At 47.2% G+C, this 22423-nt stretch carries 27 protein-coding genes and 2 pseudogenes; 11 read left to right on the forward strand and 18 right to left on the reverse strand.

Annotated features, from left to right (window positions below):
* Positions 1-218: 218 nt before the first annotated feature.
* From LDN84_RS10270 to LDN84_RS10280, 3 genes are all read right to left on the reverse strand, one after another.
* A complete protein-coding gene (locus LDN84_RS10270) occupies positions 219-2645 on the reverse strand; it encodes a sensor domain-containing diguanylate cyclase (RefSeq protein WP_223912132.1) in 2427 nt (808 codons plus the stop codon).
* A complete protein-coding gene (locus LDN84_RS10275) occupies positions 2642-2890 on the reverse strand; it encodes a hypothetical protein (protein WP_223912135.1) in 249 nt (82 codons plus the stop codon). The genes LDN84_RS10270 and LDN84_RS10275 overlap by 4 nt, the downstream gene beginning before the upstream one ends.
* 239 nt (positions 2891-3129) lie before the next feature.
* The gene (locus LDN84_RS10280; RefSeq protein ID WP_223905498.1) at positions 3130-3519 is read right to left on the reverse strand and encodes a response regulator; all 390 of its coding nucleotides are present in this window, start codon (positions 3517-3519) and stop codon (positions 3130-3132) included.
* A gap of 281 nt (positions 3520-3800) precedes the next feature.
* On the opposite strand from LDN84_RS10280, the gene LDN84_RS10285 reads away from it, so the two are divergent.
* Complete coding sequence (locus tag LDN84_RS10285; RefSeq protein WP_223912138.1) at positions 3801-4079, forward strand: hypothetical protein; 279 nt, start codon at positions 3801-3803, stop codon at positions 4077-4079.
* 339 nt (positions 4080-4418) lie between these two features.
* Here the strand turns inward: LDN84_RS10285 and LDN84_RS23180 are convergent.
* Together LDN84_RS23180 and LDN84_RS10295 are read right to left on the reverse strand one after the other, a co-directional pair.
* Positions 4419-4508: pseudogene (locus tag LDN84_RS23180) on the reverse strand (transposase); the annotation flags it as partial.
* A gap of 411 nt (positions 4509-4919) precedes the next feature.
* Positions 4920-5387, reverse strand: coding sequence for an RES family NAD+ phosphorylase (locus LDN84_RS10295; protein WP_223905502.1), 468 nt, complete (start codon positions 5385-5387; stop codon positions 4920-4922).
* A 163-nt stretch (positions 5388-5550) separates the two neighbouring features.
* On the opposite strand from LDN84_RS10295, the pseudogene LDN84_RS10300 reads away from it, so the two are divergent.
* Positions 5551-6524, forward strand: a pseudogene (locus tag LDN84_RS10300) (IS1595 family transposase).
* On the opposite strand, the gene LDN84_RS10305 reads toward LDN84_RS10300, so the two are convergent.
* Together LDN84_RS10305 and LDN84_RS10310 are read right to left on the reverse strand one after the other, a co-directional pair.
* Positions 6510-6608 (reverse strand): MbcA/ParS/Xre antitoxin family protein, encoded by a 99-nt coding sequence (locus LDN84_RS10305; RefSeq protein ID WP_223905506.1) that lies wholly within the window; start codon positions 6606-6608, stop codon positions 6510-6512. The pseudogene LDN84_RS10300 and the gene LDN84_RS10305 overlap by 15 nt on opposite strands.
* 12 nt (positions 6609-6620) lie before the next feature.
* Complete coding sequence (locus LDN84_RS10310) at positions 6621-6878, reverse strand: antitoxin Xre-like helix-turn-helix domain-containing protein (protein ID WP_223905508.1); 258 nt, start codon at positions 6876-6878, stop codon at positions 6621-6623.
* A 336-nt stretch (positions 6879-7214) separates the two neighbouring features.
* Between LDN84_RS10310 and LDN84_RS10315 the strand changes: the two genes are divergently transcribed.
* The 4 genes from LDN84_RS10315 (at position 7215) to tcmP (LDN84_RS10325) (ending at position 9022) form a co-directional block, all read left to right on the forward strand.
* Complete coding sequence (locus tag LDN84_RS10315) at positions 7215-7856, forward strand: LexA family protein (RefSeq protein WP_223912141.1); 642 nt, start codon at positions 7215-7217, stop codon at positions 7854-7856.
* A complete protein-coding gene (locus LDN84_RS22885) occupies positions 7853-8101 on the forward strand; it encodes a DUF5131 family protein (protein ID WP_255610520.1) in 249 nt (82 codons plus the stop codon). The genes LDN84_RS10315 and LDN84_RS22885 overlap by 4 nt, the downstream gene beginning before the upstream one ends.
* Entirely contained in the window at positions 8082-8582 is a 501-nt protein-coding gene (locus tag LDN84_RS22890; RefSeq protein ID WP_255610521.1) for a phage Gp37/Gp68 family protein, read from the forward strand. Before LDN84_RS22885 ends, LDN84_RS22890 begins: the two co-directional genes overlap by 20 nt.
* An 83-nt stretch (positions 8583-8665) precedes the next feature.
* The gene (gene tcmP, locus LDN84_RS10325) at positions 8666-9022 is read left to right on the forward strand and encodes a three-Cys-motif partner protein TcmP (RefSeq protein WP_223912144.1); all 357 of its coding nucleotides are present in this window, start codon (positions 8666-8668) and stop codon (positions 9020-9022) included.
* Positions 9023-9997: 975 nt separating this feature from the next.
* Here the strand turns inward: tcmP (LDN84_RS10325) and tcmP (LDN84_RS10330) are convergent.
* On the reverse strand, positions 9998-10993 hold the full coding sequence (gene tcmP, locus LDN84_RS10330) for a three-Cys-motif partner protein TcmP (RefSeq protein WP_223912148.1): 996 nt from the start codon (positions 10991-10993) through the stop codon (positions 9998-10000).
* Between the two features lie 353 nt (positions 10994-11346).
* Between tcmP (LDN84_RS10330) and LDN84_RS10335 the strand changes: the two genes are divergently transcribed.
* The 5 genes from LDN84_RS10335 (at position 11347) to LDN84_RS10355 (ending at position 14839) form a co-directional block, all read left to right on the forward strand.
* Positions 11347-11784 (forward strand): hypothetical protein, encoded by a 438-nt coding sequence (locus LDN84_RS10335; RefSeq protein WP_223912151.1) that lies wholly within the window; start codon positions 11347-11349, stop codon positions 11782-11784.
* A gap of 539 nt (positions 11785-12323) precedes the next feature.
* A complete protein-coding gene (locus LDN84_RS10340) occupies positions 12324-12713 on the forward strand; it encodes a hypothetical protein (RefSeq protein ID WP_223912153.1) in 390 nt (129 codons plus the stop codon).
* Positions 12710-13399 (forward strand): Eco57I restriction-modification methylase domain-containing protein, encoded by a 690-nt coding sequence (locus tag LDN84_RS10345; protein ID WP_255610522.1) that lies wholly within the window; start codon positions 12710-12712, stop codon positions 13397-13399. Before LDN84_RS10340 ends, LDN84_RS10345 begins: the two co-directional genes overlap by 4 nt.
* A gap of 204 nt (positions 13400-13603) precedes the next feature.
* Positions 13604-14065, forward strand: coding sequence for a hypothetical protein (locus LDN84_RS10350; RefSeq protein ID WP_223912155.1), 462 nt, complete (start codon positions 13604-13606; stop codon positions 14063-14065).
* Between the two features lie 429 nt (positions 14066-14494).
* Positions 14495-14839: a hypothetical protein gene (locus LDN84_RS10355; protein ID WP_223912158.1), complete on the forward strand. Its 345-nt coding sequence runs from the start codon at positions 14495-14497 to the stop codon at positions 14837-14839.
* A 240-nt stretch (positions 14840-15079) separates the two neighbouring features.
* Here the strand turns inward: LDN84_RS10355 and LDN84_RS10360 are convergent, their stop codons facing one another.
* From LDN84_RS10360 to LDN84_RS10400, 10 genes are all read right to left on the reverse strand, one after another.
* Positions 15080-15298, reverse strand: a complete 219-nt coding sequence (locus LDN84_RS10360; RefSeq protein ID WP_223912162.1) for a hypothetical protein — start codon at positions 15296-15298, stop codon at positions 15080-15082.
* 70 nt (positions 15299-15368) lie between these two features.
* Entirely contained in the window at positions 15369-15713 is a 345-nt protein-coding gene (locus LDN84_RS10365) for a hypothetical protein (protein WP_223912165.1), read from the reverse strand.
* Positions 15714-16310: 597 nt separating this feature from the next.
* The gene (locus tag LDN84_RS10370) at positions 16311-17147 is read right to left on the reverse strand and encodes a TniQ family protein (RefSeq protein WP_255610523.1); all 837 of its coding nucleotides are present in this window, start codon (positions 17145-17147) and stop codon (positions 16311-16313) included.
* Positions 17129-17404, reverse strand: a complete 276-nt coding sequence (locus tag LDN84_RS23125) for a TniQ family protein (protein WP_353961410.1) — start codon at positions 17402-17404, stop codon at positions 17129-17131. Before LDN84_RS23125 ends, LDN84_RS10370 begins: the two co-directional genes overlap by 19 nt.
* 162 nt (positions 17405-17566) lie before the next feature.
* Positions 17567-17965 (reverse strand): TniB family NTP-binding protein, encoded by a 399-nt coding sequence (locus LDN84_RS22895; RefSeq protein WP_255610543.1) that lies wholly within the window; start codon positions 17963-17965, stop codon positions 17567-17569.
* Positions 17847-18302: a TniB family NTP-binding protein gene (locus LDN84_RS22900; RefSeq protein ID WP_255610524.1), complete on the reverse strand. Its 456-nt coding sequence runs from the start codon at positions 18300-18302 to the stop codon at positions 17847-17849. Before LDN84_RS22900 ends, LDN84_RS22895 begins: the two co-directional genes overlap by 119 nt.
* Positions 18303-18746: 444 nt before the next feature.
* Positions 18747-19466 (reverse strand): TnsB C-terminal domain-containing protein, encoded by a 720-nt coding sequence (locus LDN84_RS10385; RefSeq protein ID WP_255610525.1) that lies wholly within the window; start codon positions 19464-19466, stop codon positions 18747-18749.
* A 431-nt stretch (positions 19467-19897) separates the two neighbouring features.
* On the reverse strand, positions 19898-20233 hold the full coding sequence (locus LDN84_RS10390) for a hypothetical protein (protein WP_223912171.1): 336 nt from the start codon (positions 20231-20233) through the stop codon (positions 19898-19900).
* Positions 20226-20627: a TnsA endonuclease N-terminal domain-containing protein gene (locus LDN84_RS10395; protein WP_223912174.1), complete on the reverse strand. Its 402-nt coding sequence runs from the start codon at positions 20625-20627 to the stop codon at positions 20226-20228. Before LDN84_RS10395 ends, LDN84_RS10390 begins: the two co-directional genes overlap by 8 nt.
* 385 nt (positions 20628-21012) lie before the next feature.
* Positions 21013-22317, reverse strand: a complete 1305-nt coding sequence (locus tag LDN84_RS10400) for an undecaprenyl-phosphate glucose phosphotransferase (protein WP_223912176.1) — start codon at positions 22315-22317, stop codon at positions 21013-21015.
* Positions 22318-22423: the final 106 nt, after the last annotated feature.

Here is a 22423-nt window from a genome sequence, read left to right on the forward strand (position 1 = left end):
ACCACATCCGAGCATGGCTTACAAGGGGTGGGACTTAAGTCCGTGCATCGCTGTCAGGAGGGGTAAACTGGGTGTGGAGAATATCAACACGGGTAGTTTCCGCAAGTGAAATTGGCCTTCAATGGGTCGCCTCAGAAAACGAAATAAGGTACGCGAAGACCCAACCTGGCGAGTCAAATCTCGTTCATCAATGTTGACATGCACTCTTGCTCCGGTGATTAATCATTGCTCGTTTTGGTAAAGGGTACGGTTTGGGCTTTATGGTTCTCAATCTCGTGAAAGTGAACCGCATTGCGTCCAGCATCCTTGGATCGGTACATGGCTGAATCGGCCCATTTAAGAATATTGTCGTACGTGGCTTCATCACCAAGAAAAACCGTGCCACCGATGCTTGCTGAACTTCGATGTTCTATGATCGTCTGCGTCAATGCGTCATGGCTGATATTCAATAGGTAGGGTGCCAAAAGGCTCTCGCGTATTTTCTCGGCAATCATGGAAGCATGTGCAAGGGCCATTCGCTTATCTGAGCCCAAATCATTCAGCAACACCACAAACTCGTCACCGCCAAAACGAGCCACAGTGTCAATTTCGCGCACACAACTCACCAAGCGTCTGGCTGCCTCCTTGAGAAGGAGATCTCCGACCAAATGACCTTGTGTGTCATTGAGTGACTTGAAGTTGTCCAAATCAAGAATTAGCAATGCCCCATGGGAGGCTGTGCGTTGGCTGACAGCAATGCCTTGAGTCAGGCGATCATTCAGCAATCGTCGGTTGGGCAATTTGGTAAGCGCATCATAGAACGCGAGTTGGCGTATTTCTACCTCGGCCTTCTTGCGCTCGGAAATGTCGACAAAGGTGGCAATAGCACCTGTAACGATTCCGTCGGAAAGAATTGGCCTAGCCCAGTACTCCACCGGGAGCGATGTGCCATCTTTCCGCCAAAAGACATCGTCTGAACAGTGTACTGATTGGTTCTTTTGATAGGCGATATACATCCTGCATTCAGAAGCCGGATAGTGCGAACCATCCGCGTGCGAGTGGTGGATAAGTTCATGGGTATGCTTTCCCAATACTTCGTCTTGACTACCGTATCCAAGCAACCGTAAAAATGCACTGTTGGCAAAGGTACAGTCTCCATTCGAGTCAACGCCATAGGCCCCTTCGGCCATAGAGTCCAGCAGTGAAAAAAGTTTTTGATGTGACTCCTGCACTGCTGCTTCGGCTTGCTTCTGCGCCGTCACATCATCGTAGATGGCAACCACTTCACCTGAGGGTAAGCGATAGACATGGTTATCGCGCCAGTGTTGTATGTGCTGGTCGGAATAGAACGTAACCAGAAATCGCTCGGACTTTCCCGTTTTGAGCACCCGTTGCAGAACGGCAAACAGACCAAACTCTTTGACCCCAGGGAAAACCTCTGTCAATCGTTTGCCAATCACATTGGAACGATTAATTTTTTCAAGGACTTCAACCGAACGATTGATGTCCTTGAACAAAAAATCCTGGCCATCATCCACTGCTGTGTAGACTGCCACGCCACTGCTCATGTTCTGGAACAAACCATGAAATAAGGCTTCGCTATAGGCAAGCTGTTGCTGTGCCAGAAATCGCTTCGTGACATCTTGCTTCACCGCAACGAAATGGGTGATCCGGTCGTCTTCATCAACCAAAGGCGTGATCGTCATCTCTTCGTGATATTGCGATGCATCTTTGCGTCGATTAATGATTTCACCATGCCATACCTTTCTGGACAGAATGGTGTCCCATAAGGACTTATAGAAGTCGTTCCCGTGTTCACCAGACTTCAACAGATCTCTTGGGTTTTGACCAATAGCTTCTCTGGAACTGTATCCCGTGAGTTGGCTGGCTGCGTTGTTGATCCATTCAATTCGACCCGTATCGTCCGTGATGACAATCCCGTTTGCCATAGCGTTAAGCGCACTGTCCTTCAACCGCAGTTTCCTCAGTGCATCCTTGCTGGCTTTGACACTGGTCGTGATCGCCATGGCGGTCACTGACAGAATCAATATATATGTCCAATAATTATCCAGATCGGTACGGGCAACATCATTGGCAAAAAGGCCAATCTTCCGATAGACACCGAAAAGTGCCTGTATGGACACCATGAGCACAGCAAATGCAGAGCCACGTGGCCCCAATCGCAAGGAGACAAAACAAATAAAGAGGAATATCCAGTATCCTTTTGGTGTCTCGGTCAGGTATGAGCTAAACCAATTCAGAAAAACGGCTTGTCCAGCCAGAAACGTCGCGCCAAGCAAAAATAGCCCCTCTGCACGGATAGCGGCCGTGGGACGCATCGACGTATCTGTCCGCCACGCCAAAATCAAAGGCGTGATCAGCACCACGCCGAGCGTATCTCCCATCCACCAAATAACGACACTGCTTTTCAGGTTAGCCGGGCTGATGATGTCAGCCAATAGCAAAGACAAAGGGCCAATGATGGCTCCAGCAAGGCAGGCCAGGCTTGCCCATCCAATGAAGCGAAGATAGCTGGTCAGTGAGTCAAAGAACTTAGTGGTGTAATCGTTGCGTACCAATAGCCACCATCCCAACAGTGCCTCCAGTACATTGGCAAGGGTAATTCCGACGATTGCCCACAGTGAATCGTTCGAGAGTGCATTCAAGAGTAACGATCCCCAAAAAAAACGCCACTCAAATAGCGCTTGCCACCAAGCAACACTGCCGCCAGTGCTAAACCGCTACCTGGCCAGAAGATACTGACGATACCGTGATTGATGATGTAATGGTGAACAGCACGACCCAGCAGTAAATAGAGTGCAGCAACTGAGAACTGCCATAGCCACTCGTTTTGGTCACTTTTTTTGGTTTGACTTGTTGTCTGGCATGATGTTGCGAGAGATTGTGCCAACGCTTCTTTTGAGTTTTCATTGGCATTTTGGTCGTTTTTTCGCCGTTTTGTAGTTGATAAATATCTTGTTTATCGAGACTTTATTGACAAAAGGCAGGGTCTGATTGGCATGTCGCCATTTGGTGCCTCAGCACTTGGTCGAAACGTTGCAAGGCAAATACTGCGCCAAGGCATCATCATGGCCAGACATATATGTTTGACCAGGAAGGTAATGCGTTCGTGCAACAAAACTCGTGGCATTACAGAAACTTTAAAAGGTGTTCGATTTTCACTTTCAACATGGAAATGTTGGGTGGTTTGACAATGTATCCTGCAATCCCCAAAGGGATCATTTCATTGAGTTTGTCGCTACTGTCGTCAGCACTCATCATCAAAACCGGAGTTTTACGAATTTCAGTCACCGGGTGTTTTCGTAAGTTGCGTACGAAATCAAACCCATTCATGGGTGACATGTGAATATCAGACAGGATGACATTGGGCTTTGCACTGATGGCCAATGCCAATCCAGTGACACCATTGCCAGCTTCCATGATTTGACCCACACCCATACGCTTAAGCATATTGACAACATACGATGTCATGACGGGATCGTCATCAATCACCATGACTTTTGCTTCACCCAACTTCATTATTTATCCTTGTTTTTCTGAAATTTATCCATACGACATACACCAACTGACCGCCTCAAAAAAACGTTGGCATCATTGCCCTATTGATAGGCTGACCTAATAACGGTTTCTGTGAGTAGCCTGTTCCTCTTTTCAACTGTTTCCTGTGCACGGAAACGAACTCAACCGAGTTTGTGAATTTGGGTTATGCTGCAGTGCAACATTTTAATACTATGACGAGTATCACCGCGAAGATGAGCACTGGTCTAAAACTGTAGGTCAACAACCCAGAGGAGAATTCGATGAACCTTCAAGACACGGTGGCACTGATGTTTCCACTGGGCGTTGTCGCGCAAAGCATTCCTGACAACAGCAGTTTCTTTGAGGTGAACGAAATTCCTGCACGCTCTGTTCCCCAAAACTGTGCCATGCTTGCCACTGGTGAGTTTCAGTATTCACGTGACCAGGATTGCACAGGCAGTTTTTTGGTACAAGCTGAGGAACATGTATTTTTTCATACGCATATATTCCACCCGTTCAGGCGGTTGGCATGCCGAGGTGGTGGTACGTTCGGGTTTTGATCCAGGGACAAAACCGCGGGCGAACTGATCTTCGGTGCAAGCACAAACGTATCCCATTCGCTTCTCCATGCGTACGAAGCGGGTGGTTTTTTCCAGTGAAAGTCTACGATGGCGTTTGGTATATACAGCTCCTATGCTGATCACCGATTTTCGGCGTTCATTGGCAATTTGGCGTTGATGGCACAGCCAGTCTGCACTGCTGTGAATTCGCGCATTCTGGAAACCACTGTTTAGTACACCCTCTTAAAGTAGGTGTCCTGATCAAGACATTTGTAGTGTGCCGCTACCTCGCCGATTCAACGATTCAATGCACCATGCACAACAAACCCACCCGTCTTGAAAGCCACTGGGCAACACATGCAACAGAAAACGCCGCATGAACTCCTCAGGCTCCAGCGTCATTGTCTTGTGGCGCGTCTTGCCAGTGGCACTGGTAATTGGGCCTATGCCGGGACATGCCTGCAGCGGCTGCTGCCAAAGATCGCATTGGCCAGTGGTAGTCGGCGCAGAAAGCGGAATATAAGACCCGGTAAGCCATTGCGATGGTTATCCACACCGTTAAGACCCATTTCCTGCCCGGTGGACTTCGGTTTCATACTGCCCATTTGGACATTCCAATTTTCTTCCTTGGCGACCGGACATAACTCCGATTAGCTTTTTACCTGATAGAAAAGTGTTTTGTTTTCCCTGACGGTGTGTTTGGTTGACTTCAAGAATCTGCTCTGCGGAGATGTGACCAAAAGAGTCCCCATTGCGTTCGCGGGGGGGGCGGATTGCGCCTTTTGAACTTTCCCGTGGATTTATCAGCAAGTTTTGAATTTTCACCGGGAGATACGTCTCTCAGCGCAACCGCATATCCGTATTCAGCGTTTCCGGCTCACCCAGCGAGATGTGCTTGAAATCGGGATGAAAGGAGTTGATTAAAAAGTTGAGTTCAGCAGGCATCACCGCACTGGGCACAGCCAGCACACAACTGCGCGAGCGTCGCAGCCACTCGCCACCAAGGTTCTGCAAGGCTTCGCGGCCAGCATGGGTACGCCAATCCGTTGGCAGATTAGTCGTGCCCAATATCTCCATGCTGACGTTCTCGGACAGATGGGCCGGTATCAATACATAGTGGGCACGCAAAGGCTCGTCTTGCACCAGCATCTCTAGCAGTGCCAAAGATCGGCTTTCAGCGGTATAAATCACAGGTTGGCCCACCCGATTCCACAGCCCGCCATACAGCCTTGCGCCTTCGCCAGAAAATGCCTGATCAACAAAACGGTGTGTGGTGATGCGCCACACAGGGCGAGTTACTGCTTGCATTAGGCAAATACGCCGTGCTCAATTCGTCCCAAGGTGCTTACTACGGCCACTGAGCCTAACTCGGTATCCAATAGTGATGGCTATGTCACCGTTAATTGTGGAAATTTGACCGAGGATCGACAAATGGCTAGAGTGAAGAGGTAACCTGCACGAGGAGGTCGCCATGCAAGCGCGCATTTTTAATGATTTGATGGGACAAGTGCCCCGACTCACACTACGCCAACGCGATCAGCTCAAGAAGCGCCTTGATGATCAGGATGCTCAGCAACAGGGGGATTGCGATCATCGAGTCACAAACTGCGATACAAATACGTTGCTGCCCACACTGCCATGACACAGCTCTTGAGCGACATGGTCAAGTCAGTGGATTGCAGCGCTACCGCTGCAAGGCATGCAGACGGACCTTTAACGCACTGACCGGTACGGCACTGGCGCATTTGCGTAAAAAGGAAAAATGGCTCGATTTCAGCGAGGCGCTACTTCAATCGAGAACGCTTCGCCAAGCTGCAAGTGCACTGGAGGTTCATCGCAACACCACTCTACGTTGGCGCCACCGTTTCTTGGGCAGCATCAAGATTTGCCGAGCAACAGCGTTGCAGGGGATTACCGAGGCCGATGAAACCTATTTCCTCGAATCGGACAAGGGTTGTCGCCAACTCCATCGTGCGCCGCGCAGACGTGGCGGGAAAGCCTGCAAAGCGGGCCTATCCAATGAACAGGTGTGCGTTTTGGTGGCACGTGATCGTAACGGGCAAACCCTGGATTGGGTGACCGGACATGGGCAGATGACCAAAGCCCAACTGGCAGGCGCATTGGAGCCGGTTCTTGCACCGGATGTCTTGCTCGTCAGCGATGGAAATCCAACCTACCACTACTTTGCGCAGGATGCTCATATTTCTCACGACTCCATCATTCTGAGCGCAGGCATACGAGTCAAGGGGGGCAGTTCATATCCGGAACGTTAATGCCTATCATGGTCGCCTCAAACAGTGGATCAATCGTTTTCACGGTGTCGCCACCCATTATCTGGAGAACTACTTGGGCTGGTTTCGCTCATTGGACAACCATCACGCCAACTCTCGCCAGGATGTTCTGGCTATGGCTATTGGAAAATTTCCACAATTAACGGTGACATAGCCATAGTGATAGAGGGCTGCTGCCGCCTAGTGCCGCATTGGGGCTTTTTAGCCAGCTCATTGCGGCTTGTTCGTCCTCAAACACCTCTACAGCACGCTAAATCACTTGTGCCAAGCGCACCATTTTTCCCGACTCATCGGAGCTTAAAACGCCTTCTTTTTTGCGTCTTGCGAGCGTGCGTTCAGGAATATCCAGCGCCCGTGACAACTCAGATTGGCCAATGCCCATCACCCGCACAACCGCATCTACCGCACTTGCTGAAATGCCCTGGCGCACCAACGCAATCCATTCAAGAACTGAGCAAGGCAAGGCGTGCAGCACAGGCTCGCCACCCAACACCGATGCGGCTGACACGCTCGTCAGGGGTTCCCTTTGCCAATGGTGCTGTAGTCATAAAAAACTTCCTTGTGCCAATTGGCTTTGAGCATATGCAAAATTGACTTGTTTGTCGTAACAAGGGTGATGTGTGGCATGCGTGTCTGCCCCTCTGAGCTTTTCAGCCAAGGTCACCAACTCCGCTTTGAGTTCAAAACTCGGTGATAAAAGTTCAAAACCTTCTGAACATCAACAGTACTTGTCTGTTTTGGAGGATTCCACCATCACCTGTTTATCAAACACCAAGTCGCTCAGACTTTGCTGTGAGCGCATGCTAAATCAAATTAGTGTACGTTCGTACATTAAAATATAAGAATGGCACGCCCTAACAATGACGAAACTCATCTCATGCGGTTGAAAGATCAGTTCGCAGTCAGCCAGTGCATCCCTTCGTATGCGAGCATTAGCCGTCTACTTGGCTTTACAGCAAAAAAACGCAGCAGTCCAGCTTGTTCGGAGGTTAAGAGACAACGGGTACTTAAAAAATCGTTGATGGCGGCAAAGTGGTTCCATTACGTCGATTTTTTTGAATTGCCACTGATGGACATGCACGTTCGGGCTGGCGTGCCTGATGCGATTGATCCTCAGACTTGGGCTAAGGAGACGTTCTCTCTTGAGGGGTTCCTGTTTGGAAAACCATCCAACTCAGTGGTGATTCGAATTAGGGGTGACTCCATGCGTGATGCTGGAATATTTGATGGCGACTTAGCTGTAGTCGAAAGGTCGCAGACTGCGTATGCAGGGCAATTTGTGGTCGCTAATGTGGACGGTGAATTCACTCTGAAAGAGTTGAAATATGAAAACCAGCGACCCGTACTAATGCCGCACAACCCTGCCTACTCACCAATTTACCCAAAAGCAGATTTATCAATTTTCGGCATTGTCCAAGGCATCGTCCGCAACTACGGAGCAACTAAGCCAATGCAAGTAACATCCACAACAGGAGCAACGACATGACAGCGACAAGTCGGATCGAATGGACAGAGCAAACTTGGAATCCAACGGTTGGATGCACCAAAATTTCCCCAGGATGCAAACACTGTTACGCCGAAGCCATGGCGCACCGATTGCAGGCGATGGGCACGCCAGGATACGAAAGAGGGTTTGAGTTGGTTGTCCTTCCGCAGCGATTGGACGATCCGCTAAAGCGAAAAAAAGCCGACAACATATTTCGTCAACTCAATGTCGGATTTGTTTCATGACCTGGTTCCTGATGAACACATTGATGCTGTCTTTCGTGTGATTCAGCAAACGCCTCATCACACATATCAAATTTTGACAAAACGTGCGGCACGAATGGCTCGCTACTTCAAAACACGCCCAGCGCCGACCAATGCATGGTTGGGTGTTTCAGTAGAAAACCGTAAACAAGGTGTTCCACGAATCACCCACTTGAGAAAAGTGCCTGCACATATTCGCTTCCTGTCTGTGGAGCCGCTATTGGAGGACGTTGGTGAGCTTGATTTGACAAACATTCACTGGGTGATCGTTGGCGGCGAATCGGGGCCAAAGGCCCGTCCGATGAAGCAAGAATGGGCGGATTCGGTGCGCGAGCAGTGTGAAGAGCAAGGCGTGGCGTTTTTCTTCAAACAATGGGGTGGTTGGGGTGTCGATGGTAAAAAAACGGGCAAAAGCTGCAAATGGCCGCTTATTGAATGGCCGAACTTGGGACGCAATGCCTGAGAATGTAGGTATGCATATGCAAGCTTGACTGACAGGGAGGATGGGCAGGGGGCTTGCTAAATTAAATAATTATCAGCACACCCATGGTCAAACGTTCAGACAAATACAGCTGGGAAGTCGGCAGTTTGCCACCGCCCATCGATCCCCACAGCTTGGTCAAGCACAAGATCGTGCGTGGTTATTTGGAGCGCTACATCCAGGTATTGATGAGCAACTACAACATGGAAAAGCTTACGCTTTCGATTGTTGATGGATTTGCAGGCGGTGGCGAATATGCTTCCGATGATAGCTCTCAATTTCACGAAGGGTCGCCGCTAATCGCATTGACCACCATTGCAGCCAAAGAAGCTGAATTGAATGTTGGCCGTTCAAAGCCTAGAAAGGTTGATGCAAAGTATTACTTTGTCGAAAAAAGTAGCGTCAAATTTCAACTACCTTGACAAACTGTTGCGAGCACGATTTCCTGCGTCAAGATTTGGCACCGATATTGAGATGCTGAAAGGCACATTTCAGGAAAAGGCGAAAGGAATCATTGCTGACATCCACCGACGCGGGGGGGGTGAGAGAGCAATTTTCTTACTTGACCAATATGCCTATGATCAAGTCACGGGGCCAATGCTGAAATCTATTTTTTTCAGAGGTGAAGGGTGCCGAGGTCATCCTGACGTTCGCCGTTGATTCCCTTATTTCGTTTCTTGCTGATAACGAGGCAAGCCGTGCAAAGTTGTCCCAAATGGGAATGGACGCGCATATTGATTGGAGCGCACTTGAAGCTTTGAGATCAGCACCTTCTGCCACCTGGCGAGCAGCCATTCAGCGCAATCTGGCAAAGGGACTGATCGCGGCCAGTGGTGCAAAAAAACTTCACCATTTTTTTACATCACACCAATGGGTAATACGTCATGGACGTATTGGTTCATACATCTTTCAAACAGTGCCAAGGCGCGAGATGTCATGATGGAACTCCATTGGCAGTCAGCCAACCATTTTTTCGCACTATTTGGAACCAGATATTTTTACACTGGGGTATCAGGCAAACCTTGATCGAAACGTCACCAGGCAGGATGCACTTGAACTGGGGGGAATGTCATCAATTTGATGCGTTAGCAGCCAGTCGATGCAAAACGGGACTGACGGAAAAAATTGGTGCCTGCCATTTATGATGGGAATCCGACACAATTTTCTCAATTGCTGAACTCAATGGGAAGCCTGACACCCGCCACGGCTGACATGATTCGAGACGCTATCGACCCAGCGATTCGTTGCGGTGATATTTTGGTCAGGTCGATGAACGGTGTAAAAAGGGCCAAAGGCCATTCTGTGCAAGCAAACGATATTCTGGAGCGGTCACCTCAAATGTCTTTAATCTCTCTATTTTGAGAGGGATTCAGTTAGTTGCAGCCTTTCGGCTTTTTTCAAAATGAAGTGGTTTTTTTAGGACGTTTGGTTTTGGAATCCAAATTGTTGATCTGTCCATTGGCGATTAAACGGGCCAAAGAAGTTTGAAGCGTGTTTGGGAACCAGTCTGTTGTTTCCACAATATCTGCAAATGTATTTTGATCAATTGCTTGAATACCAGTGGACAGAAAATTCAACCAGTAAGTATCAACGGCTGCTTCGTTAATTGATGACGGTTCAATGTCGGTGCTTGGTTCGTCTGAAAACATGTCACGAACGCGTGATTTTTCCTGTCTTTTATCAAGTTGTTTGATAGCACGAATTTGTTTTTGAATCAAATCAACGCCCTGCGAAATTTCCATGAACTCAATCAAACCTTTGGGATGAGAGGTCAAGTAGATCAAGTGGTATTTTGGGCGTTCCTTACTCGGCTCCATCACTCGAACGTAAGCAGTGCGAGGACGAAATTCTTTTTTCGTTGACGGCGGCACGCGGCTCTTGAGGCCATCGCGGTAGCTATCCAGAAGCAACTTTTCTCGTTCATGCGGCAAATGGCCGTCAAGTGCTTGAACCACGTCACGAGATGCACCGAGAAAAACCGCAATGTCCGCCTCCCATTCGGTCATCGCCGCTGTTCGATTGATGAAGTCGTAAATGAAGTTGATCAAAAATTCAGATTTTGGCCTTTGAAGCAACGGACGCAAGTGATCCACCCCGACATCTTTCCAGCCTTTCGGATCAATGAAAAAGAAAACGAAAGATTCACGCCCACACCAAGTCAAGATGTCGTCGCGGAGGTTCAAAAAATCTCCTTGGAGGCATTTTGAACTCACACACTCTGGCGTGGAGGATTGCAAGTATGTAGACAGTCGCTTAAATGCGCTTAGATTCTTTTCGATGTACAAGGCTCGAATATTTGCTTGAACACCCAGGCTCAAAAGTTTTTTTCCGACACGAATCCATTGTCTGCAACGAAATGGCAATCGAAGTGCTTGCCATTGATTCTGACTCATCACCCCCACGGGCCTGCAAAGCAGTCAACGTACCCGATTTCAACACTCCGCTGACGTTTGGCGCTCATGCCGATAATGAGGATAAGCTTCTCAAGGTACGACTCAAGCAACTTGTGCTTCACCAATGCCTGCTCACGGCCAATGTAGGAATCGGGGATGAACTGTGGAATTCGGGTCATTGTTTGTAGATCATAAGTCGTCACGGAACATGGGATAAAACGGCAAGCAGTGACACCGAGTGCAATCGCATGGCTGGAAAATCGTGTGTATGCTGAAGTTATTTGAAATGAGCAATCTGAGACAGTGCAGAGAGTGATATGGTGACGGGCTAGTGAAATCAAACAAAAACGTAAATGGCTAAATTTTCATTTGACGAAACCATCGAAAAGCTCAAAGCCACCCCGGCGGGCAAAGAGGCCTCCATGTATGGGCCAATCCGAGACATTTTCATACAAGTATTTGGATATATTGCATCCGATGTTGACATTGATACTGCTGGAGAAGGTGGCAGACCGGATGTAACAGCAAGGGCTCCATCTGGTTTTGTTGACAGCAGAGACAATCCAATGAAAATAGATTGGGTGGTAGTGGAAGCCAAAGATGAACGCGGCTGCTTCATGAGTGCGAAGTACCGTGAAAAAAATTTTTTGGTCAAAAAATCCAAATACGTAACTGCTGATACCGCTTGGTTTGTGATGGTGGAGCCTGATGCGTGGGTCATACGTCCAGTTGCTGGGGGTAACACTGACCAGCAACGCCGATATTTGTATTCCCTTGGCTGGCTTGACTGAGCAGGATATGAAAACGAAAGCCAGTGTCCTTATGGCTTCTCAGGCAGGCGTATCAGAACGGCTAAACAGATTCAGGCAAGGAGATGTTTCGCTAATCGCCATCGACAAGCTCTCAGTTGACGCTGCAAGCACACCAAGTGAGCATGTAAACAACCGAATCACCTTGAATCGAAGACGATTTTTTTCAACAAATTAGGCAGACCACCCAACATTTACAAAGTGCGGTGAGTGGCGCGATGGGACGGCTTGTTCCAGAAATTCAGAAATTTCAGGAAATGGCAGACAAGTTTTGGCAGGATTTTGACAAGGCCGATACCTGCTTTGACCAGCACTCACTTAGTTTGCATGGCAAGCCAAGTGGCCCTGATCAAAGCCGCCAACATGACAAGGAATCAGCACGGTTGAGACGAGAATTCGCAAAAAAATCCCCATATTGCACGCTTGGCGATTAGTGGATTGAATGAATTTCAGGCGCGAACAGGCGTTGACGACGCAAAGCTCGCGGAGCTTTTTTTCAATAGAAACTGCGAATTTGATTCTTGCAAGGGTTTTACTACTCAGGTTTTTTTGAAGATCACAAATTCTTTGGTGAGTTGAAGTATGTATGTAATGGCGGTGTGGATGCCTTTCAAAAAATGCGCAGCTACTTCAAGTCCAGCTATACAAAGCTATTGGAGCAAGCTTATCAAGAGGGCAGTCGGCTCTACGCATCTGCATTTGATGAAACAGAACTTGATTGGATCGTTGGATCGTCAGATTCGACCCTATCAAGTGCGATAGAGCTGACACTTTTCCGATTTGCGCAATTCGATTTCAAAACGGTTAAGGGTGACATCCTCACCGGTATTTATGACCGATTCATGGATCGAGAGCAACGGAAAAAAAACTGGGTGAATTTTACAGTCCTCCCTCAATTGCAAGGTACATGATCAGTAGGCTCGCCGTCACAAGAGAAACTAGATCATTTGACCCGTCCTGTGGGTCAGGTACTTTCCCAATCGAGATTTATCGGCACATGGTGGGTAATGACCTTGATCGTGGTATGGCTGAATATTCTGACGTTGTATCTGTGCTTGAGCGTATCGCCGGAAACGATCTCAATACTTTCTCTGCTGTTTTGGCGCAAATTCAGATTCTTTGGCAGATTCTCTCTCTGAAAAGCGACATTGAGATTCACGGTTTTCCAGATTTATTGATCACAGCAAAGGTTAACTCACTTGTTGAAAGTGATCATTGGGAATCCCTGAGTCGTTTTACTGAGATTGATCAAACCAAGTTTGACATTGTGATTGGCAATCCACCATATGTAAGAGCAGAGAGAAGCTCACAAGCACTTGACAAAAGATCGTGCCTAGAGTTTGAGCGACCGAAAAGCGGGTTTCCTGGTGTTTCATCAAAACTGAATGCGTATGCACTTTTCCTATACCGTGCTCTGGACAGGTGGTGTAGATCAATTGATGAAAATGGAAATGCTGGAAAAGTTGCTTTTATCCTACCCGTATCCCTTTTTGATAGTAATGACACCGCACAGTTAAGAAAATTGTTTGAAATAGGTGGTCGTTGGAGAATATGCGAAATAGTTGATTTGGAGATTATTTGGAAATCTGTTTTTTGATGCTAAGGCCATAACAGCTATTTTTTATTGCGGAAAATAGACCGGCCATTACTTCTGATACGGTTTCAATAAGATTTGCTGATTATTCATGCGTAAAAAATCACTGATTTAGATTCGGTTCCTGAATTTGATATTCGATCACTGAAGGAGTCAATAGTACCTTATGAAGACCTGTTTTCGCCCGACGGAAGGATTCTTACAAGAATGACTCCAGCACGAGTGAATATATTAAATAAACTTCAATCGGCAGAGACGTTTGCTAATATCGCCAAAGAGTTTTGGGTTCGGAAAGATGGTTCAAGAATAGTTGATTGGGTTGATGTAAAACCCATTAATGGAGTTTGGGAATCAAGAACCATGATTTCAGGTGGCATTGCTTTTAGAGGTTCGAAGCCACAATGCAATGATGGCATGGATGTTTATAAAGGAGAGAATATCGTTGCTGCTGAACTTCAAGGTGTACCCGCATTGACTCAGGCTGATATGGGATTAATTGATGATATTGGTTTATGGAAATACTCATCAATTCATCCAGCGCAAGGATTGGCTGTAGCCTCAGTAGCTCACTGTCCAAATGGTGTAATGTTCGATCCAAAAAAAATTGACGTTTACCAATACCGTCACTATTCTCTTTCCGCGGGAGGAAGTTGCATTATTTCCACTTGATCTTTTGCTACTGTCAAATATTTACGTATGGTTTTATGCATTGGCTGGTCGAATGGGTGTTCTAGATACGCAACGAAGCCATATCTATCCAACAAATCTTGCTTTCCTTCCATGGAATAATAATCTTATAGAAGTTAGTGAAAACATTGAAGCAATGCGTGGAAAAAATAGTTTCTGCGTGCGTACGTCGCTTCAATGCTGCCGAATCAATTAAATCAAATCTCAATCTCCTAGGGTTGGATACATTTAAAAAATAGACTTCGTGATAATAATGATGCATTGCTTGCATGGGGTGATAATTTTTTCAATTCCGAAACATGAGGTAATCATTGGAAATTTATCAGTCACTCAACATGAAACAATGTGGCGTGTACAGATTTCAAATGATTTTTTTTGATTGGGTTGAGTGTAACGAACAAGATATTTCACTTGGATTGGCAATGGCTCTGGAACAAAAAAATCGGGGAGTGTGTTGGAAAATCTGAAATTCTTAATATGGAAATTCCCGTTGCCGCGACTGAAATTACAGCCTGGAATCAGGTCATATTTGATCATCAGCTGAGCATGATCGCTTCTGAGATGGAAGATGCGTTGAGCACATTGGATATGGTTGTAGGTAAGGCTCTTGGACTTGATGAAGAAGATATTCAAACAATTCAAGGTGATTTAAGGACTGATCCATTCCTGATTGGAATACGTCCTCGGTATCCTGGTACTGTCACGCGGAAGCAGGGATTCAGGTCTGGACTTGATTCTGAGGATCGGTATTCTTGAAATGAACTTAATCCAAGGCAAGGTCATTTTTTTTGCGTTTAAATTCAGACGGTAGCCAGTAATCTACCCCCATTTATAGTAAATGTGTCTCCCGCATTATCAGTGGACGCAACAGCGCTTTTCATAACCGCCGCTGTGATTTCCTTCTGCGCCACCCCATGAAAATAGGCCATCGCCACAGCAAGCAACTGCAACTGCTCGGACTGACTCCTATCATTCTCTGCCAACAGCCGTAGCAATTCAGTTTCCAGTCGCTTTTTTCTTTGTCTTTTTCGCTTTGTCGTAGGCTGGTGTAAGCGTGATGTTTACCTTGTGGCCGTCACGCAAGTACCCAACAAAGCCTGAAACAGCAGCACGTTGCCCTGGAGTCGTGCCAAGGTATGCGTCCAGCATCTTTTGATCAGGCGGACAAACCTCTTTTGTTGCAGCTTGAAGCAACAACGCAGCAGCAGGAGTCATAGCCAGTCGTATTGATCTCCAGCTTGTTTTACCTTCCTTCTGCCCGGTGAGCAGTTGATCATGGTAGCCATCAAGGATCGCCCTCTGCGCAGTTCCAGTCTTGAATTTTTTCCAAAGTAGCTGCAACCCGGCGTTGTTCAGAGTCTTCAGCTTTTGCCACTGCGTCCATCACCACTAAACCTGTTTCCATCATCCATCTCATCGGCAGCAACACTTTTCGCAGTCCTGGTGTCCCAAAATACTTCAACAAAATGGTGTACTCAGGAATTGCCTGCCACTGCTTTTTCAATGTCCAGGAAGAAAGATAAATACCGATGGATCGTAATTGATGCTTTGTGTATTCCAACTTGTTCGCCCAACCACGCGCCAAAATTGGAAAAGTGTAAACCCATGGAAGGTACTGAAAATCCAGCACTGTCTATCGCTATGCGTTTGCCTAACAGTTCTTTCCAGTAGCATGGCTCGCATTGTTTTTTTCGTCCAGCGGGCATTGACTGGCTACATTTAGGGCAAGATATTTCACCAACGGTTAGACAGGCATGGCACAGCATTCGTCCATCAGGTGACTTCTCCAGAAGTCGGTGACGATTGCATGCACCACAATTCCCATGGTCAGAACGGGCGCATTTTTTGACAGACGCGCTTGTCGTGGTCGAAGCGTGAAACACGGGTCAGCCTATTAGATAGAGCGCCACAAATTTCACATGGCTCTTTGATCCGAAAATACGGTGCGCAACTATTGCACACAGGGCCATATTGCGTGATTTTTTCCAACTATGTAATCAATGGCTCCACACCTTGCGCATGGTTTATCAACCTGGCAACTCATGCACACAGCGTCAGCATCATTTTTTTGGAAGCTTGGCAAAGTTGCCGCACTTAGGGCACATGCGGCGTTTGAAAACTCGTGCGTAACAGGTGGAGCAAAATTTGTGGCCTTTGTGGACGCGCCAAATTTTGGCTACATCTTTGCCGCATTCGTCACACATCTGAAAATCATGTGCTTGCTGTGTCATCGGTGTGCCATGTCAAGTTTTCGCTGCAATTTAGCCATCATTCGCTTCACCTGATATCTTGGCCGTGGGCCATCGATTCGTGCGCTTAAGCGCGTTGACTTTTCGCGAAGAGTGCGAGGCAACGAGGCCGAAGTATTCTTGATCCACGCAGGTAAAACTAGCCCGTGACCTGCAAGACCTTGTTTTGAAATGTTTGATTTTTGAAGCGCCCCATCGAATTTATCTTTGCTGACCGACATTATTGGCAACAGTGCAGCCAGCAATCTTTCGCGGTCATGTGTTTGAAGTGTCTCAAGATGGTTTCCTGGCTGCATCGGCGGGCTCATAGGCAATTGAACACCAATCAGTTTCAAGAATTCGCTCAAGGTTTGATTCTCACCTCTCTGTGCAACACGAATAAGCGACACAAAGTAATCAGCTAACTCAAACCATGGCGATATGCTCATGGCACTGGACTGAAACGTCCCAATGCCGTTCAACAAAACATCGTCAGCCACTAACTGAAATTTCAAGGCATCCGATACACAACCGCGAGAACTTGCTGTACGCAGATCAGCCTTGCATGTCGCACAAACCGTTATCAGTTCGTCTTCCGCCTCCAGTCGGTGATATTCAACTGGAGAATTGCAAGCATGGCATCGATCAAGTAGGGCATGGCCGTGTACTTTGCAGCACGTGTGCCATGCAAAACGCCAATGGATGCGGAAATACGGTCGGACATCATTTTTCAAACAGGCAGGGCAGTATTGAATGCCGCTATGGCGTTTAGTGTTTCTTGCACCAGGAGCAACAATCCAAGACCAAGTCGCTTTTTTCAGGTGGTGTTCTGCCATAGATTTGTTTTGCAATTGGAAACAAACTTGCTGCTCGCAACGTGCCTTTTTTCTATTCCAGATAGAACACAAATCCTATCAAGCCTGTCCTCATTGGCAAACCTATCGGCATCATGCGTCCAAATCCGCCACCTCGGCCAAACTGCGAAGGTGAGCGTCATCGGATCACAACCCTGCATCAATGCAGTACGAACCATCCATGAGGAAATGATTTCATCAGGTTGCGTTGACGCTACAACAGCCCAACGTGAATTCACAACACGAGTTCTCTAATGCCCCGAGTTGGACGAAGCCAAGCTTTGCCCTCAATGATGGCCTTGTCAATCTGCTCTTTGCCGCTTGTAATTGCCTCCGTGGCACACTTGATCAGCAACTGATGCAGATTACCAGTGTTGCCCTCTGAAATGGTGTGTAACAAACTAGCCAATTCGGGAGTATGAAGTTTTGAAGGATTTTTTCAGTGGCAACACCTTCTCGAAGCCCACCAACAACTGTTGAAATTCTTTGTTCAGCTCCCACAATGGCAAGTTCATAACTTCAAAGCGGCTAGCGTGCTGCGGATCAGTGTGCAGCACACGAACGGCTTCTCTTGTGCCAACACCGACGATTGGAATTGCTAGTTCATTGCACAAAAGCTTGATCGCATTCATGACCTCGCGCTGTTTGACAGGCGTACCTGTAAGCAATGAATGAAACTCATCAATGATCAGTAACTTGACATGGCATTGCCGAAAAAGATGGATGACCTGATATCGCAGTTTTGAAGCTGGATCGGTCGCCCTGTATGGCGTAAAAAAAACATTCCAGCAGGGATATATACAACCCTTTTTCATCAGCGCTTGGTGGAGCCTCTGCGACGATGATGGGTTTAACTGGATCAGAGTTTTCATCAACAGAACCTTGACCACACAAGTCCTTGAATCTACGCACCAGAGTTGTCTTTCCGTTGTTTGATTCACCTACGATCAACAGGTTTTGCATTCGAGGTTTTGACGGTTTATGCATCAAACCTTGCAAGTTATCAAGAATTTGTTGTGCCAGACGGTAACTGATCCAACGGGGCTGATCCATGAACTCTATTCGTTGCTTGTCAGTCATTCCTATGATGTGCCTGAAATCAGGATGTACGTGCTCGTATTTGGTCGTGGCGCTCATGCGATATCTCCAAAGGAATCCAAGTCACCATCAACCAGGCCTGAACTTGCCGAGATTGAAGTTATCGAGGGGGGAATCGGTGGTGGTAGCGGTGTAGCGGGTGACACCTTCTTTTCGTGTTCCTTGCGGCGTTGGCTTTGGCGGCGTGCTCTCTTGGTGCGTTCTTTCGATTCGTCAACCTGAGCCCGCATGTCGGTGAGCGCGTGCAAAAGCTGATGATCGTTGACGCTCTTTTTTGCCCTCCCGTCGCAACGCGCCGATAACTTGCTGGTGTTCCCAGATACTCATTGGTGGGAGGGACTGATCAGCAAATGGGACTTTGAAGTATTGCTTTATTTCTGGATCAAAGAACGAGACAGAACTGATGTCTCTTGGGTCGCGTCTGAAAATAAACTTTCTTTTTTTCTGTCTTATCAACTGGATCGCCAGCGTTGACCCACTGCCTCAAGATGTCTGCATAGTAGATCCTTCCATCGATGGTGACACCAAAAGCTTGAATGGTTCGGAGGAAGTGTGGAAGAAAGTCAAGCAAGACCGTTTGTCGATTTGATGGAATGGGGGGGGAATGCCAATTCCTTGAACACTTGCATTGCCAAACACGCCTATTTCCCACTTACGCATTGGTGTCATCCCGATACCACTATGCATTTTTTGGTGATAGACCTTACAAATTAGTGTCACCAGCCAGGTTTCAAACTCGGACTTTGTCATTGCAGCTTGTTTTTCTGAGTCGTAGCCCTCCTTCGCCTTGATATTGGAAAACGTTGTACCTGGCAGTTCATGAACCTCACGCATAAATGTGCCCAGCACGCGTTCAATGTGGCCCCCGTAGCGGGGTGTTTTGACAGGTCGGAATTCCAAGTTGATTCCGTACATCGTGCATGATTGCTGAAAATTATCTGAGCGAAAATCAGCGCCGTTATCAACATAGATTTTTTTCGGTACACCCCAAACCGGCCATGTTGCGTCCACTTTGTGCAACAAAAGCCAATCGTCTTTCGGTAGAATTGAATGAGCTACACACATCGCTACAGAGGTTTCTGATGGTGGATCAAAGGACAAGTAGTACCCTGTGATCATCCGGCTATTGATGTCCATTGCCAATGAAATCCAAGGCCGATTAATTGGCTTTCTGTAGGTGTCATCGACAAGGATGATGTCCACAGGGGTGTGGTCAATCTGAATGACTGCAAGCGGAAAGTCCGCATTCGGAAAATGGCCAGGAACCGGAAGAAATTTATTTTTTCGCTTTTTTCTTTGAAGCCACGACCCCGAAGTCTTTCCTTTTCAGAAACGTCAGCAATTCTTGATCTGATGGTCGTCGGGTGAGGGGGCTCAACTCCTCGCAATTGGCATTGCCGAAGCACTTCTTCAACGGTTTTTGTGGCTGTAGGCCTTTGTGGCGTGAGATAGTATTTTTTTGATTACATCAGCAACGACGGCTTCTGCCTGAATGGGTATCCGGCCTCTGCCTTGTGTCCAGCCGCTTTTTTTGGGGAATAAGAGCCGCTACGGTTTTCATTCCCTTGTACTTTTGCAGCCAACGATATAGGGTGGCTGTGTCTACACCGACTTCTTTGGCTCGCAACTCAACTTCACGGCGACCTGGTGAAAAAAGCAACTATCAAAGGTTGAATTGCAGCGAACCGCGTTTCAGCCACTTTCCAATCTGAATCACCAATTTCTGCAAGATCACTATGAGAATCATGTTTGCCCGCAGCGCCATTGTCTCCAACTGGCTGGAGTTCGAGGATTCTCAATGGCCTGCTTCTACCTGTTTCTACCGCAGTGCCAACGACCGATTCAAAGTCAATGATTTGCTCAATGCGGTAGATCACATTCTCACTTTTGACCAGAGCACCAACTTGAACATCCAGACGCTTCCTGGATGCTTCAAACTCTGGATTTTGCATATCGCCTGAATCACTCATTCGTTGGTATCCATAATTCAGTGAAATCATCCAGTGGACGAGTCATGTCGCAATCCAATTGCCTCGTTGCCAGCAAGTGCCAAATGTGTGCTCTTCCTTGGCGCTCAAACATACTTCCCATGAAATGCCTGGCTAGGATGTAGTGATAGGGCGCAACACCCATGGCGCGGACATTCTCAAGAACCCACTTTGTCTCCTCAACGGCAAAGTTCATACGTTGGTAAATGGACAAAAAACCGATGTTGTCGAAAACGACATCCCTTATTCTGGATTCGTCATGAATATGGAACTCCCATCCCTGCTCTTTGGCATATCGATAGGCTGCTTTCCACTTTGGCATCCATTCACGCCAATGTTTTCGCCACTCTGACTCCGGCTTCACTTCGATCAACATCGGTTTTTGGCAGGCTGCAAACGAAGCGTTTTTTGTGAGTGCGGTAATAGACTAGGAAATCGGGTGTGTAGGTGTAAGTCTGTTCATTTTTTGGATGTAAACGGAATCTGGACAGGCTGGGGAATGATGTCAAGCACGTAAAGGCTGAATTCCTTGCGGATTAAAAAGTCGCGTTCTACAGTCGATTCGTAGGGAATTGCTGTTTCACCACGAAAGGGATAGGTGCCAGACACGCTTCGACGAGTCGGTTTTATCTTGCGGGTTTGCTTCGGTTTAACGGAGTCGCATTGAATTTGCATAAAGTAGAATGCAGTCGCATTGAATGTTAGTAACAGTATCGCATTGAATTCAAAAAATGTTCAGCTAAGTTGTTGATTTATGGTAGTCATTGTCGCATCTTATTCGAAAAGTCACAATCGTGTTTGATGCGCCCTTCCATTTTGTCCAATGTGTCTGTTTCTCCCCGGTAACCACAAATCTGAGCCCAGCCAGTAATACCAGGTTTGGCTTTATGGCGCAGTGCATAAAACGGTATCTTTTTCATGTATTCCTGGTTATGTGCCAAGGCATGAGGGCGGGGCCCGACTACTGACATCCGACCTTGCAAGACGTTGATGAACTGAGGTAGCTCATCGAGACTGGTTTTGCGCAAAAATGCGCCAACACGCGTCACCCGAGGGTCTTTACGACTAGCTTGCGTTACATGACCTGCAGCCTCTTGGTGCACCACCATAGATCTAAACTTGTAAACCCAAATTTCTTCACCATTCCAGCCATGGCGTTTTTGTTTGAATAACACCGGTCCAGGTGACGAGAGCTTTACTGCAATGGCGATCACCACCAGTAGAGGCGTAATCAGTATCAAAATTACGCTGGCCACTACGATGTCCAGAGTTGCCTTGGCAAGCCTTTGCCAGCCAGCCATAGGTGAAACGGAAATATCCACCATAGGAATACCCAGCGTCACGCTCATACCGTGGTTCAAAATCTGGTACATCATCAAATCAGGCAAGAGTCTGATGTTGGCCATGGACTGGTTCAGCGCTTGCGTCAAACCATCCAGTAAATTGTGATCTTGCATGCGTAGGCCAATCCATATTTCGTCTGGCCGCAGTTCTGTATCCAGTCGTTTTACCTCAGCAAATTTGGAAGCACACTCTGTGCCCACAATTTCAAAACCACTCCAGGTCGCACTTTGTACGCGGTGCTGCACGGTGTCCATCAATGCAGACTCACCCACAAGCAATACCCGTTTGTGTTGGTAACCGGAACGACGCATTTTGGCCATTAGAAAAAAAGAGGCAGCGCGCCCAAGCCCGAGTGTGCCAATGCTGAACAACAGCCACGTAACCAGCCAGGTTCTGGAATACATCCCGGTAGTTTTTGTGAACGTCAAAACAAGCAGCAGCGCCAACCAGCTGATCAACCAGCCCAATGTGACCCGACTCACCATTGCTGCCAGTGCACCACCACTCCATAATTTATAAATTCTGCTGAAAAAAAATGAGGAAAATAGGGCCCATATAAACATAAGCAAATTTTCTTGCGGGCGAAGAGATACCCAAGTTCCTTCAGTGGCGAATCTGAACTGATAAGCAAGCCACCCACCCACACAAATAGCAATGAAATCAAATGCTTGAACAATAAAATCAGTCAACAAAAAGGATTTGCGAATAGTAAATAGCGACATGTGGTTTAAATGCTTGGGTTGTCGATGTAGCTGACCTTTTCGGCGGACTCAAGTACGAAATGCAACAGTTTGATTATGCAGTTGTAACTGCTCCAAAATGACTTCG

This window comes from Rhodoferax lithotrophicus, from assembly GCF_019973615.1.
Taxonomy (GTDB): domain Bacteria; phylum Pseudomonadota; class Gammaproteobacteria; order Burkholderiales; family Burkholderiaceae_C; genus Rhodoferax; species Rhodoferax lithotrophicus.